Raw genomic sequence first — 12082 nt, forward strand, 5'->3', positions numbered from 1 at the left:
GCAGCGGTCCGCCGACGGTCGCGGCAGGCCGCGTCCCCGAGGTCGGCCGGCGCTGAGGCGGCGGGTGCGCGGTCACCGGGTCCGCCCGCCGACCGGCGCGGGGACGGCCGGTGCTGCCGCGGACCGGTCAGTCGGTGCTGAGCCGGCGCACCACGGCGCGCGCGGCCGCGGTCACGAGCGCGCGGTCGTGCGTCACGACCATGTCGAACGGGCGGTCCCCGTCGGCGTCGGCGTGCCCGGCCGCGCGCGCGACCAGGGCGCTCGCCGCGTGCGCGCCGAGCACGAGCACCGTCCACTCCTCGACCAGCGGGTCCTGGGCGTCGAGCGCCCACCCGCGCACCCCGGGCACCGGCTCCGCCGGCATGTCCTCGCCGAGCGCCGCGACGAAGGGCAGGCGCTGCGCGAGCCCGGCGTAGCGGCGTGCCGTCGCCGGCGTGACGTACCGCTCGTGCTGGAAGCACGAGAGCACCATCGGCGGGACGAGAGAGTGCTGCGCCGCGAGCTCGAGGGTCGTGGAGAGCGGGACGAGGAGACGCTTGGGGACCCGCTGGACCGTGCGGACGGCCGCGGCGAGGTCGAACGGCGTGGTGCGGTGCTGCGTGGGGACCGGCGCGTGCGCCGCGAACCGCGCCGGGACGTGCCGCGCCGCGCCGGGGACCGGGCCGGGACGCCCCCAGAACCACCCCTGCCCGAGCGTCGCGCCCAGCACGACCGCCCGCGTGAGGTCGTCGGCGGTCTCGATGCCCTCGGCGACGACCTCCGCGCCCGACTGCTCGGCGTAGTCGCGCACGGCGCCCGCCACGACGACGGTCTGCGGGTCCTCGAGCGTGCGCAGCAGGCCCAGGTCGAGCTTGACGACCTCGGGACGCAGCAGCGGGACGAACGCGAGCGACGCGGGGCGTGCGCCCACGTCGTCGAGCGCGATCGCGCAGCCCGCGGCGCGCAGCCGGTCCGCGGCGGCCAGGATCCGCGCCGGGTCCGCCGCGAGCGCGCGCTCGGTGATCTCGACGACGACCTGGAGCCCGGGCGGGCGCCGGTCGAGCACCTCGAGGACGGGTTCGAGGTGCTGGGTCAGGGTCTGCGGCTCGACGTTGACGAACAGCGTCGCCGCCCCGCCCCGGAGGCCGGCCGTCGCACCGGCGGACGCCGCAGCCAGGGACGCCCGCTCGAGCTCGACGAGCCGGCCCGCAGCGCGGGCGTCCTCGAGCAGCGTGAGCGGGGAGGCCCAGGCGGTGCCCGCCGGGCCGCGCAGCAGGGCCTCGTGCCCGAGGGTCGCGCCGCTGCGCAGGTCGACGAGCGGCTGGTACACGCTGTGCAGGGCGCCGCTCGTCAGCAGGTCGTCGAGCGGGGAACGGGTCGGTGTCGCCGTGCGGCGTGACGAGGGAGAGGTCACGGGTGCCCCATCGGACGGTCCGGGCCGGGTGTGACCCGTTCCGGGCAGGTCGTGCGGGTGCGCGGCTGCGGCAGCGGCAGCAGACTGACGCCCATGCTCGACGACCCGGACCTCCCGCCCGTGCCCCGCGCGCCGCGCCCCGCCGTCATCGTGGCGTGCCCCGACGGGCCGCTCCTCGTGCGCGGCGACGCGGAGATCCGGGACGCCGACGGCGAGCTCGTGCCCCGCCGGCGGGCCACCGTCGCGCTGTGCCGGTGCGGTGCGTCGGCGATCAAGCCGTGGTGCGACGGCAGCCACAAGGCGACCGGGTTCACGACGCGCTGACCAGCGTCGCAGCTCCGACGGGCGTGGTCCGCCCGCGCGCGGTTGCGGTGCCGGGAGGCCGGGTTAGCGTGGACGAGCGGTCCAGCACAGGGCCTCTCTAGCCGCCCGGCGCGAGAGTCCTGGGCGGCAGCCGGCTGCGGCCGGCCACCAGGAAGGGCCATCACCATGGCAACTGGAGAGACCGGGTTCGACGACGTCACGTTCGACCTCATCTCGCTGCAGTACCACTCGCTCAAGGCGGGTCACGACTACGGCCAGTACGTGCGGGACGCACGCAACGCCGGTCGGGACGACATCGCCGACTTCTTCGAGCAGGTCATGAGCGAGGACTCCGAGCGCGCGCAGCGCTGTCACGCGTTCCTCGGCGAGCTCACCCAGCACGGCACGTCCGCGACCAGCCCCCAGGGAGCGTGATCCATGTTCTTCCACCGTCAGGAGCTCCAGCACAAGGCCACCCCCGACAAGCCGGACGCCGTGTACGCACGCAAGCTGCAGGAGGTGCTCGGCGGCCAGTACGGCGAGATCACCGTCGCGATGCAGTACGGCTTCCAGTCGTGGAACGCCCACATCCCCGGCAAGTACCGTGACCTGCTCTTCGGGATCGGCGCCGAGGAGTTCGGGCACGTCGAGATGCTCGCGACGATGATCGCGCAGCTGCTCGAGAAGGCGCCGATCGGCATCACCGAGGACGCCGTGCAGAACGACCCCACGGTCGCAGCCGTCATCGGCGGCACGGACCTGCAGCACGCGATCGTCGCGGGCGCCGGCGCGCGCCCCGTCGACTCCATGGGCAACCCCTGGTCCGCCGGGTACATCACGGCGAGCGGGAACCTGCTCGCGGACTTCACGGCCAACGCGAACGCCGAGATGCAGGGCCGGCTCCAGGTCGCGCGGCTCTACCACATGACGGACGACTCGGGGGTGCGTGACCTCCTGAGCTTCCTGCTGGCGCGCGACACGATGCACCAGAACCAGTGGATGGCCGCGGCGGCCGAGCTGCGCGAGGAGGGGTACGAGGACTTCCCCGTGCCGAGCAACTTCCCGATCCGCAAGGAGGAGCGCGACGTGTCATACGACTACATCAACTTCTCCAACGGCGAGCACGCGTCCGAGGGCCGGTGGGCCAGCGGCCCCACGCCGGACGGCAAGGGTGAGTTCTCCTACCGGGACGCCTCCACGGAGACCCCCGTGCCGATGCCCCCGCCGACGCGACCCGACTCGCGCCTGTACGGCACGACGGACCTGCCGAACCGTGTCGAGAAGATCGCCGGCGCCGTGCAGGACGCGCTGCACAAGGAGTGAGCGGTCGGGTGGGGCGGCGTCCGGCGCCGCCCCACCCGGGCCGGCCCGCGACCGCTGCGCAGTGCCACGTCGCGCGGCGCGCCGCGTCCTCCCGCCCGCAACGGGGGCGCGGGGCCGGGAGCAGGTGAGACGCAGGGGCCGCGTGTAGCGTGCATGGGAGCGACGAGTCGGGGGGTGGCGGTGGCGGAGCACACGGAGCTGCTCGCCCGGCTCGCGTCCGCGGTCGCGAGCGCGCCCGAGTCCGAGTCCTTCACGTGGCGCCTGTGCGAGGCCACCCGGCGCCTTCTCGGCGCGGACGGCGCGTCGCTGACCGTCGACAACGCCTCGCCGAACCGCATCACGCTGTGCGCGACCGACGAGGTCGCCGCCCAGCTCGAGAACCTCCACGACGTCCTGGGCGAGGGCCCGGCCACGTCGGCCTACCTCACGGGCGAGCCGGTCGTCGTGACCCTCGCCGAGGCCGCCGAGCGATGGCCGGTGTTCGCGGAGGCGGCGACCCGGCAGACCGACGCCGGTCAGCTCTACGCGCTGCCCACGCGGCAGGGCTCGGCGGTGCAGGGCGTCCTGACGCTCTACCGCCGCACGCCCGGCCCCCTCACGGAGGACGAGGCGGGGGCGCAGTTCCTCGCGGACGCCCTCGCGGCCGCGCTGCTGCACGACTCCGAGGCGCTCTCCGACCTCGGGCCGGGCGGGTCCTGGTCGAACCGCGCGCAGGTGCACCAGGCGACCGGCATGGTCGTCGCGCAGCTCGCCGTCACGGTCCGCGACGCCCTCGCGATCCTGCGCGCGCACGCGTTCGCGCTCGACCAGCCCCTCGCCGAGGTCGCCCGCGCCGTCGTCGCCCGCGAGCTCGTGTTCGGACGCCAGGAGGACGGATGAGCGAGGACCAGGCCCACGTGACCGCCGCCACCCCAGCCGGGAGAGCCCACCTGATGACCGGACGCAGCCCGACCCGGGCGCTCGCCGAGATGTCCGCGACGCTCGTCGAGGAGTACGACGTCGTCAGCGCGCTGACCCACCTGTGCGTGGCGTGCACGGACGTGTTCGGCGCGAGCGCCGCGGCGCTGCTCGTGCGGGGCGACGGCGGTGCGGGCGCCGAGCTCGAGCTGCTCGCCGCGTCGTCGCACGCCGCCGCCGAGCTCGAGCTCCACCAGCAGCAGGTCGACCAGGGACCGTGCCTGGACGCCGTGTCCGCCCGCCGCCCCGTGCACGCCGACGACGCGGACGAGCTCGCCCGGCGGTGGCCGCGGTTCGCCGCCGCCGCCGGCCCGACCGGGGTGCGCGCCGCGCACGCCTACCCGCTGCGGTGGCGGGGCCGGGTGCTCGGCGGGCTGAACCTGTTCTTCACGACCGACCGGAGCCTCGACGCCGAGGCGGAGGTCGCCGCGCAGGCGTTCGCCGACGTCGCGACGATCGCGATCGTGCACGCCCGTGCCCGGCCCCGGGTCGAGGTCATCGCGCGCGAGGTGCAGGAGGCCCTGGACGGGCGGACGGTCGTCGAGCAGGCCAAGGGCGTGCTGGCCGTGCAGGAGTCGATCGACCCCGCCGAGGCCTTCCAGCGGCTGCTCGAACGGTCCGACGCGCTGGGTGTCTCGCTCGCGTCGCTCGCGGCGCAGGTCGTCGGACGGGCCCAGCGCGGGCTGCACTGGCAGGACGCGGACGCCTGACGGCGCCGGGACCGGCCGGGAACGGTGGCCGGGCCCGGCGCGCGCCGGGCGTGCGTCAGCGGCGGCTCGAGTCGCGGAACGCCGGGGGCGGGCTCGCCGGCTGACCGGTCACGCCCTCGATGATCGCGACGGCGACGTCGCGGAGCTTGGTGTTGCGGTGCTGCGACGCGGTCCGCAGGATCGCGAAGGCGTCCTCCGCGCTGCACCGGTTCTGGGCCATGATGACGCCCATCGCCTGGTCGATCGTCGCGCGGGAGGCGAGCGCGGCCTTGAGGTGCGCGTTGACCTCGGCCTGGCGGTGCGCCGACCGGCACACCGTGAGCGCGTGCGCGAGCTCCTGGGCGTAGTGGGTGGCGGTGGTGAGCGCGGCCGTGTCCCACGCGTCGGGCACCGGCGAGTACAGCACGAACAGGAGCTCGGAGTCGCTGTCGAGGCGCCCGGGGATCGCCACGACCGACCGGAACCCGGCGTCCGACGCGAGCGGCGACCACGTCGGCCAGCGCGGGTCGTCGTCGACGTCGGGCACCACGACGACCCGGCCCTCGCTGCGGGCCGTGGCGGAGGGGCCGGTGGCGGACTCGTGGACCGCGCGCTCGCACCCCTCGGCCCGTGGGCTGCTGGAGGCGACCAGGCGCATCGTGCCGCCGTCCCGGACGGACACGACGACCTGGGTCGACGGCACCATCCGTTGGATGGCGGCGACGGAGAGCTGCTCGAGGAACCGCTCGACGCAGGCCGTCTCCGTCACTCCGTGCTCGTGCTCGTGCAGGCCGACGTCCCCGTCGACCGTGATCTCGTCTCGCATGGTGGTCACGCCGCTGCTCACCCCTGAACGTCCGGCTCGATGCCGTGTGCGCCCTCGTCGCCCGTGTTCCGCAGGCGCAGTGCGAGCCGCTGTCCCCGTCGTGGTGCGGGCACGGCGGACCCGCGGGAACCAGCATGAATCGCCCACCGCCTCGGCGCAACACGGGCGGGCGTTCCGCGCGCGCGTCGTGGCTGCTCATGCCATCCTTCGGAGGTCCGGCCGAGCCCCGTGCCGACGTCCCCGAGGGACCGACGGAGGCGCGCGCGTGCAACGGCAGCAGGGAACCGACCGGGTCGTCGAGGACGACCGGGTGACGGTGGTCGTCGCGAGCCGCGACCGGCGAGCGGAGCTGCTCGGCACGCTCGCCCGGCACCGCGCCCCCGTCCTGCTCCTCGACAACGACTCCCGCGACGGCACGACCCAGGCGGTGCGCGCGGCGTTCCCCGACGTCGACGTGACCCTCCTCGACCGCAACGTCGGCGCGTACGCGCGGACCCTCGGCGTGCGGGCCGCCCGCACGCCGTACGTGGCGTTCGCCGACGACGACTCCTGGTGGGCACCCGGTGCGCTGCGCCGTGCCGCCGACGTGCTCGACGCGCACCCGGACGTCGCCGTCGTGGCCGCACGGATCCACGTGGGCCCCGAGGAGCGGCTCGACCCGTTCTGCGACGAGCTCGCGCGCTCACCGCTCCCGCGCCGGCCGGGGCTGCCCGGCCCGGCGGTGCTCGGCTTCGTCGCGTGCGCCGCGATGGTCCGCGCGGACGCGTTCACCTCCGTGGGCGGCTTCGACGACGTGGTGCGCTTCCCCGGCGAGGAGGAGCGGGTCGCGCTCGACCTCGCCGCCGACGGGTGGCAGCTCGTCTACGTCGACGACGTCCTCGTCCACCACCACCCGTCCCCGTCCCGGCACGCGCCCGCCGCGCGCGTGAGCGCGGTGACCCGCGCACGCGTGCTCACCGCGGTCCTGCGGCTCCCGGCCTACGACGTGCTGCGGACCGTCGTCGAGGCGTGCACCGGCGGGCCCGCTCCCCGCGCAGGCGTCCGCGCCGCCCTGCGGGACGTGCCGCGAGCGCTGCGGGCGCGGCGCGTCGTGCCCCGCCACGTACGAGCCCTGCGTGCGCTGCTGCGCGACGAGCCCACGCCGTCGCGACCCCACCCCGCCCTGCGACAGGAGAGACCATGACGAGAAGCCTGACCGCGCCCGGACCCGTGCACACGTCGCTCGGCCGGGTGGTCGTCACCGGAGGTGCCGGGTTCCTCGGCAGCCACCTGTGCGAGGAGCTGCTCGCCCGGGGCAGCGAGGTCGTGTGCCTCGACAACTTCCTCACTGGCTCGCCCGCGAACGTCGCCCACCTCATGAGCGACCCCGCGTTCCACCTGCTGCGCTGCGACGTCACCGACTACGTGCACGTGCCCGGTGACGTCGACGTCGTGCTGCACTTCGCGTCGCCCGCCTCGCCGGTCGACTACCTCCACCTGCCCATCGAGACGCTCAAGGTCGGCTCGGTCGGCACCGCGCACGCGCTGGGGCTCGCCAAGGACAAGGGCGCCCGCTTCGTGCTGGCCTCGACCTCGGAGGTCTACGGCGACCCGCAGGTGCACCCGCAGCCCGAGGACTACTGGGGTCACGTCAACCCCGTCGGGCCGCGCGGGGTGTACGACGAGGCCAAGCGCTTCGGCGAGGCCATCACGACCGCGTACCGCACGACGCACCACGTCAACACCGGCATCGTGCGCATCTTCAACACGTACGGACCGCGGATGCGCCCGAACGACGGCCGGGCGATCCCCACGTTCGTCCGGCAGGCGCTCGCGGGCGAGCCGCTGACCATCGCGGGCGACGGCTCGCAGACGCGGTCCGTCTGCTATGTCTCGGACCTCGTCGAGGGGATCCTCGCGATGGCGGCGAGCACCCACCCGGGCCCGGTGAACATCGGCAACCCGACGGAGCGGACCATCCTGCGGATCGCGCAGGACGTCATCGCCGCGACCGGCTCGTCCTCGACGATCGAGCTCGTGCCCCGCCCGGTGGACGACCCGGAGGTCCGGCGCCCCGACACCGCGCTCGCGCGCCGCGTGCTCGGCTGGAACCCGCGGGTGCCGTGGGACGAGGGGCTCGCGAGCACCGTCGAGTGGTTCCGCTCGGTGGTGACCGTCCCGGCCTGAGCCGGGGGCGGTGCGCAGGCACTGCCGTCGGGGTGCAGGACGGCAGGCGAGCACCTCTCCTGCAGGCGCTCCCTCACGGAACGTCGAGGGCGGCGAGTCGTTGGAGGATCCCGTTGACGTGAGCGAGGTCGTGCGAGAGCACCACCGTCCGCTCGTCCGGTGGCTGCGCTGCGATCTCGCGGACCGTCGCTACGTCGTCGACGAGGCTGCCGAGCGTGCACCCCTGACCGTCCGGGGTGTCACCCGGGCTGTACACCGCCTCCGTGGGAAGCAGGTGGTAGAAGTCAGCGCCCAGCTCGACCTGCGCGCCGTGCCGCTTCTCGAGCTCGTCGAGGAGCAGTCCCACGACGTGCCGGAGGACAGGGAGGGACACCGCGGTCTCGTCGCTCACCGGCCCAGTGTGCCGACGCCAGTCGCCCGCTCACGCGCGCCGCACCGCGCGAGCGACCACCGCCCATCCACGTCCGCGCGTGCCTGCGTGCCGTTCCGTCCGCGTGAGACCTGTGCTCAGCGAACGTCGAGCACCCGCACCTGACGTCGTCAGGGGTGATTCGGGGCAGGCTCTGGATCCGGCTCCGGGTGGTCGTCGGTGACGAGCGGGAACGACTCGCGGACGCGCAGCAGCGTCCGGGGGTCGCGTGCCCACACCTTCCACCAGCCGCTGTCCACGGCAGCAAGCTCGAGCTGAGGTGTGCCTGCGTCGTCGTAGCCCGTGAAGTAGCCGTCGATCACCTGGTCGCACGTGGCGGCCAGCCGCGTCATCGTGTCCCAGTCGAGCGCGATCCCGGGACCGAGCTCGCTGCGTTCCTCGACGGAGGCGGCACCTTCGGCCCAGACCGTCCGCAGGTCACCGACGAGCCACGCATCCCGGAGGACCCAGCGGAGCTGTGGGTGCGGACCGACGGCCGCCATCACCGCACCCAGGTCGAAGAAGCCGTTGCCGGCCACCTCGAGCGGGATGCGCACAGCTCGCCGGTCCCCGAGCTCGCTCACGTCGTCGAACCTAGCGCGACGCCGCGCTGCACCTCGTCGTCCGACGGTGCGTGTGAGCCGGCGACACGGTGCCGTCCCGTCATCTCGCCGTACGCGTGCGCCGGGGGTGCACCCGGGCTCAGCGTCCGGCGGACAGCAGCGCGTCCGTGGCGGCGAGGACCTCATCGGTGGTGATGCGGGCGAGCGCCGGGTCGAGCGTCGCCCCGTGCGGGTCGCCCGGGGCGTCGGGCGTGCCGTGCCACAGCACCGCGTGCCGCTCCGGGTCGACCGCGGGCCCCCACCGGGCCGGCGCGACGGGCCCGAAGAGCAGCACCGACGGGGTCCCGGTCGCCGTCGCGACGTGCGCGACCCCCGTGTCCCCGCACACCACGAGGCGCGCGCGGGCGACGAGCCCGACGAGCCCGGGCAGGTCGAGCGTCCCGGCCGTGCGGTGCACGAGCGCGGGCCGGGCGGCGGCCTCCGCGACCTGGTCGACGAGGTCCTTCTCCCCGGCCGAGCCCGTGAGCGCGACGGTCAGCCCGCGCGCGGTGAGCTCGTGCAGCACGGTGCGCCAGCGCCCGACGGGCCAGCGGCGCGCGGCCGACGCGGCGCCGGGGTGCAGCACGACGTCGGCGCGCGGGCCGGCCGGTGCCGCGTCCCCGGCCGTCCCGCCGGACGACGCCGCCGGGACCGGGAGCCGGAGGTCCCGTGCGTCGCACGGCCCGCCGGCGTCCACGACGAGGCGGCACCACCGGGCGACCTCGTGCTCGTCGTCGTCCCAGGCCGGTCCGGCGTCGTGACCGGCCTCGGGGCACGCGTACGCCACGAGCCGGTCGGGGTGCGTGCGGAGCAGCAGGTCGTGGCTCTGCGGGCCGCGCCCGTGCAGGTTGACGGCGACGTGCCCGCGGGCGTCCCACGGCAGCGCGGCGCCGGGCGTGATGCCGCGCGCGGAGATGCCGGTGGCGCCGGTCTCGAGGACGGCGTCCACGACCCCGAGGTCGCGCAGCAGGCCGCCCTCGGTGCGGGGCGCGGCGAGCACGAGCCGGCGGTCCGGCCACGCCCGCCGCACCCCGCGCAGCGCGGGCACCGCGGTCAGCGCGTCCCCGAGGCCGAGCGCCCGGAGCACGAGCACGTCGCCCCCCGGCCGCGCCGACCCTGCCTCGCGACGGCCGGGCGCGCCGTCGGGCGCACCGGTCACGGCCAGGAGCCCTCGCCGGACGCCATGACGAGCATCTCGCGGATCTCGCAGCCGACGGGCTGGCGCAGCGCCGTGAGCACCGCCGCGGCGGTGTCCGCGGGGTCGTTGAGGTCCGCGTCCGGCCCGGGACGGTACTGCTCGGTGCGCCCGTCGAAGAACGGCGTCCGCATCCCGCCGGGGACGAGCAGCGTGACACCGACGCGCCCCGCGAGCTCGGCGGCGAGCGCCTGGCTGAAGCCGCGGACCGCGAACTTCGACGCGCAGTACGCCGTTGCGTCGCTCACGCCCTTGAGCCCGAGCGTCGAGGCGACCGTCACGACCGTGCCGCGCGACGCCTCGAGGTGGGGCAGGCACGCCCGGACGACCGCGACGGTCCCGAACAGGTTGACCCGCACGACCCGCTCCCACGTCTCGGGGTCGATGTCGGCGAGCGTCCCGCACGCGTCGGTCCCGGCCGCGGTCACGACGGCCGACGGCGGGCCGACCTGCGCGACGAGCTGCTCGACGGCGGCCGCGGCGGCCGCGCTGTCCGACAGGTCGACCTGGACGTGCGGGACGTCGCCCGCGGGCGCGGTCACGTCGAGCACCGCGGGCCGTCCGCCGGCAGCGGCGACGGCCTCCACGACGGCCGCGCCGAGACCGCTCGCGCCGCCGGTCACGAAGACGGTGCCGATCTCACGCGGGGCCCGGGCGGCGGGTCGGGTCGAGGTGTCGAGCTGGGTCACGAGGTCTCCTCACTGGTGGTCCGCACGGGCGAGCCCCGAGCGGCGGATCATGGTGCTGGTCGAGCGCCCGTCGAGGTAGGGCAGGAGGACGACGCGCCCTCCGTGCCGCTGCACGACCTCGGTCTCGGGCAGGTCCGCGCCGCCGTAGTCGGCGCCCTTCGCCCACACGTCGGGGCGCAGGGCGTCCAGCGCGGCGCGCGGGTCGTCCTCGTCGAACACCACGACGGCGTCGACGCAGTCGAACGCGGCGAGCACGCGCGCCCGGTCGGCCTCGGTCACGACGGGTCGGCCCTCGCCCTTGAGGCGGCGCACCGACGCGTCGGAGTTGAGCAGCACGACGAGCACGTCGCCGAGCCGGCGGGCGGACTCGAGCATCGCGACGTGCCCGGCGTGCACGAGGTCGAAGCAGCCACCGGTCGCGACGAGGGTGCCCCCGCCGGCCCGCAGCCGTGCGGCGACGTCCGCGAGCGCGACGTCGCGGTGCTCCACCGCGTCGGGCTGCGCGGACGGGGCCTCGCCGGTCGCGGCCTCGGTGACGGCCCGGAACGCGTCGGCGCCGCCCCCACGGACCCACGCGGTGGCCTCGGTGACGGCGGCCTGGACGGCCTCGGTGAGCACGGCACCGCGCGCGAGAGCGACGGCCGCCGTCGCGGCGAACCGGTCGCCGGCCCCGCACGGGTCCCCGCCCTCCACGGACGGCGCGGGCACGAACAGCGGCGCGCCGCCGGTGGGTGCGACGTACGCGCCCTGCGCGCCGACGGTCACGCACACGGCACGGGCCTGCCACGCAGCCCGCAGCCGGCTCGCGAGCTGCTCGGGGGAGTCGCCGCCGGGGGCCCGGTCGCCGGCCGCGGCTGCTCGGGCCTCCCCGAGGTTCGGCGTCACGAGCGTCGCGCGCGGCACGGGGGCGCCGCCGCGGGGGTGCGGGTCCCACACGAGCAGACCGCGCGCGGCCCGCTCCGCGAGCAGCGAGCGCAGGTCCTCGTCCCGGGTGGTCCCCGCCCCGTAGTCGCTGACCAGCACGACGTCCGCGCTCTCGAGGGCGGCGCGCACCGCCCCGACCTCGACGTCGCGGGGGGTCCCCGGGCCGCCGTGGTCGAGGCGCACCAGGGACTGCCCGCCGCTGCGCACGCGCTCCTTGAGCCGCGTCGGGCCGCGGTGGCCGAGCGCCAGGACCCCGACGTGGGGCTCGAGCGCGGCGCGCAGGCGGCGGCCCTCGGGGTCGTCCGCGATCGGGGCGACGAGGGTCACGCGCGCCCCGGAGGCCACGCACAGGAGCGCGGTGAGCCCCGCGCCGCCGGGACGCTCGCGCACGTCGGACACGTCCACGACGGGCACGGGCGCGTCGGGGCTGAGCCGGTCGGAGCGTCCGTGGACGTCGCGGTCGAGGACGACGTCGCCGACGACGACGACGTGGGGGCGGGCGGTCATGCGCGGGCCCCCGTGCCGTCGAGCTCGCGGGCGCCGGGGTGCTGATCGCGCTGCTCGCGCCCGTCACCGGCTCGAGCGCCGACCGCACCGGGCGGCGCA

General features: G+C 76.0%; 14 protein-coding genes. 7 read left to right on the forward strand and 7 right to left on the reverse strand.

Going from position 1 to position 12082, the window contains the following annotated elements:
* Positions 1-127: 127 nt before the first annotated feature.
* Positions 128-1393: a sensor domain-containing phosphodiesterase gene (locus tag AB6N24_RS21015; protein ID WP_412871313.1), complete on the reverse strand. Its 1266-nt coding sequence runs from the start codon at positions 1391-1393 to the stop codon at positions 128-130.
* Between the two features lie 93 nt (positions 1394-1486).
* On the opposite strand from AB6N24_RS21015, the gene AB6N24_RS21020 reads away from it, so the two are divergent.
* From AB6N24_RS21020 to AB6N24_RS21040, 5 genes are all read left to right on the forward strand, one after another.
* Positions 1487-1717 (forward strand): CDGSH iron-sulfur domain-containing protein, encoded by a 231-nt coding sequence (locus AB6N24_RS21020; RefSeq protein ID WP_412871314.1) that lies wholly within the window; start codon positions 1487-1489, stop codon positions 1715-1717.
* 165 nt (positions 1718-1882) lie between these two features.
* Positions 1883-2131, forward strand: a complete 249-nt coding sequence (locus AB6N24_RS21025) for an acyl carrier protein (RefSeq protein WP_412871315.1) — start codon at positions 1883-1885, stop codon at positions 2129-2131.
* A gap of 3 nt (positions 2132-2134) precedes the next feature.
* Positions 2135-3019 carry a manganese catalase gene (locus AB6N24_RS21030; protein ID WP_141372558.1) on the forward strand — a complete coding sequence of 295 codons (885 nt, stop codon included), beginning with the start codon at positions 2135-2137 and terminating at the stop codon, positions 3017-3019.
* 180 nt (positions 3020-3199) lie between these two features.
* On the forward strand, positions 3200-3898 hold the full coding sequence (locus tag AB6N24_RS21035) for a GAF domain-containing protein (protein WP_412871316.1): 699 nt from the start codon (positions 3200-3202) through the stop codon (positions 3896-3898).
* Positions 3895-4686, forward strand: a complete 792-nt coding sequence (locus AB6N24_RS21040) for a GAF and ANTAR domain-containing protein (protein ID WP_412871317.1) — start codon at positions 3895-3897, stop codon at positions 4684-4686. Before AB6N24_RS21035 ends, AB6N24_RS21040 begins: the two co-directional genes overlap by 4 nt.
* Before the next feature lie 55 nt (positions 4687-4741).
* Here AB6N24_RS21040 and AB6N24_RS21045 read toward each other — a convergent pair whose 3' ends face one another.
* Complete coding sequence (locus AB6N24_RS21045; RefSeq protein WP_412871325.1) at positions 4742-5491, reverse strand: ANTAR domain-containing protein; 750 nt, start codon at positions 5489-5491, stop codon at positions 4742-4744.
* 265 nt (positions 5492-5756) lie between these two features.
* Here AB6N24_RS21045 and AB6N24_RS21050 point away from each other — a divergent pair, with 265 nt between their 5' ends.
* Both AB6N24_RS21050 and AB6N24_RS21055 read left to right on the forward strand, forming a co-directional pair.
* Complete coding sequence (locus AB6N24_RS21050; protein WP_412871318.1) at positions 5757-6674, forward strand: glycosyltransferase family 2 protein; 918 nt, start codon at positions 5757-5759, stop codon at positions 6672-6674.
* Positions 6671-7657, forward strand: coding sequence for a UDP-glucuronic acid decarboxylase family protein (locus AB6N24_RS21055; RefSeq protein WP_412871319.1), 987 nt, complete (start codon positions 6671-6673; stop codon positions 7655-7657). Before AB6N24_RS21050 ends, AB6N24_RS21055 begins: the two co-directional genes overlap by 4 nt.
* Before the next feature lie 73 nt (positions 7658-7730).
* On the opposite strand, the gene AB6N24_RS21060 is transcribed toward AB6N24_RS21055, so the two are convergent.
* From AB6N24_RS21060 to AB6N24_RS21080, 5 genes are all read right to left on the reverse strand, one after another.
* The gene (locus AB6N24_RS21060) at positions 7731-8048 is read right to left on the reverse strand and encodes a hypothetical protein (protein ID WP_412871320.1); all 318 of its coding nucleotides are present in this window, start codon (positions 8046-8048) and stop codon (positions 7731-7733) included.
* 149 nt (positions 8049-8197) lie between these two features.
* On the reverse strand, positions 8198-8650 hold the full coding sequence (locus tag AB6N24_RS21065) for a hypothetical protein (RefSeq protein ID WP_412871321.1): 453 nt from the start codon (positions 8648-8650) through the stop codon (positions 8198-8200).
* A gap of 118 nt (positions 8651-8768) precedes the next feature.
* Positions 8769-9761, reverse strand: a complete 993-nt coding sequence (locus AB6N24_RS21070; RefSeq protein ID WP_412871322.1) for a glycosyltransferase family 9 protein — start codon at positions 9759-9761, stop codon at positions 8769-8771.
* A 62-nt stretch (positions 9762-9823) separates the two neighbouring features.
* Positions 9824-10552 carry an SDR family oxidoreductase gene (locus tag AB6N24_RS21075; protein WP_412871323.1) on the reverse strand — a complete coding sequence of 243 codons (729 nt, stop codon included), beginning with the start codon at positions 10550-10552 and terminating at the stop codon, positions 9824-9826.
* Positions 10553-10561: 9 nt separating this feature from the next.
* Entirely contained in the window at positions 10562-11983 is a 1422-nt protein-coding gene (locus tag AB6N24_RS21080; protein ID WP_412871324.1) for a PfkB family carbohydrate kinase, read from the reverse strand.
* Positions 11984-12082: the final 99 nt, after the last annotated feature.

Source organism: Cellulomonas jepli (assembly GCF_047229345.1).
GTDB lineage: Bacteria > Actinomycetota > Actinomycetes > Actinomycetales > Cellulomonadaceae > Cellulomonas_A.

Excerpts from the sequence above, each read along its gene's own strand:
- AB6N24_RS21040 (WP_412871317.1), top strand. The coding sequence starts at position 3,895 with ATGAGCGAGGACCAGGCCCACGTGACCGCCGCCACCCCAGCCGGGAGA.
- AB6N24_RS21025 (WP_412871315.1), top strand. The coding sequence starts at position 1,883 with ATGGCAACTGGAGAGACCGGGTTCGACGACGTCACGTTCGACCTCATC.
- AB6N24_RS21080 (WP_412871324.1), bottom strand. The coding sequence starts at position 11,983 with ATGACCGCCCGCCCCCACGTCGTCGTCGTCGGCGACGTCGTCCTCGAC.
- AB6N24_RS21045 (WP_412871325.1), bottom strand. The coding sequence starts at position 5,491 with ATGCGAGACGAGATCACGGTCGACGGGGACGTCGGCCTGCACGAGCAC.
- AB6N24_RS21030 (WP_141372558.1), top strand. The coding sequence starts at position 2,135 with ATGTTCTTCCACCGTCAGGAGCTCCAGCACAAGGCCACCCCCGACAAG.
- AB6N24_RS21020 (WP_412871314.1), top strand. The coding sequence starts at position 1,487 with ATGCTCGACGACCCGGACCTCCCGCCCGTGCCCCGCGCGCCGCGCCCC.
- AB6N24_RS21055 (WP_412871319.1), top strand. The coding sequence starts at position 6,671 with ATGACGAGAAGCCTGACCGCGCCCGGACCCGTGCACACGTCGCTCGGC.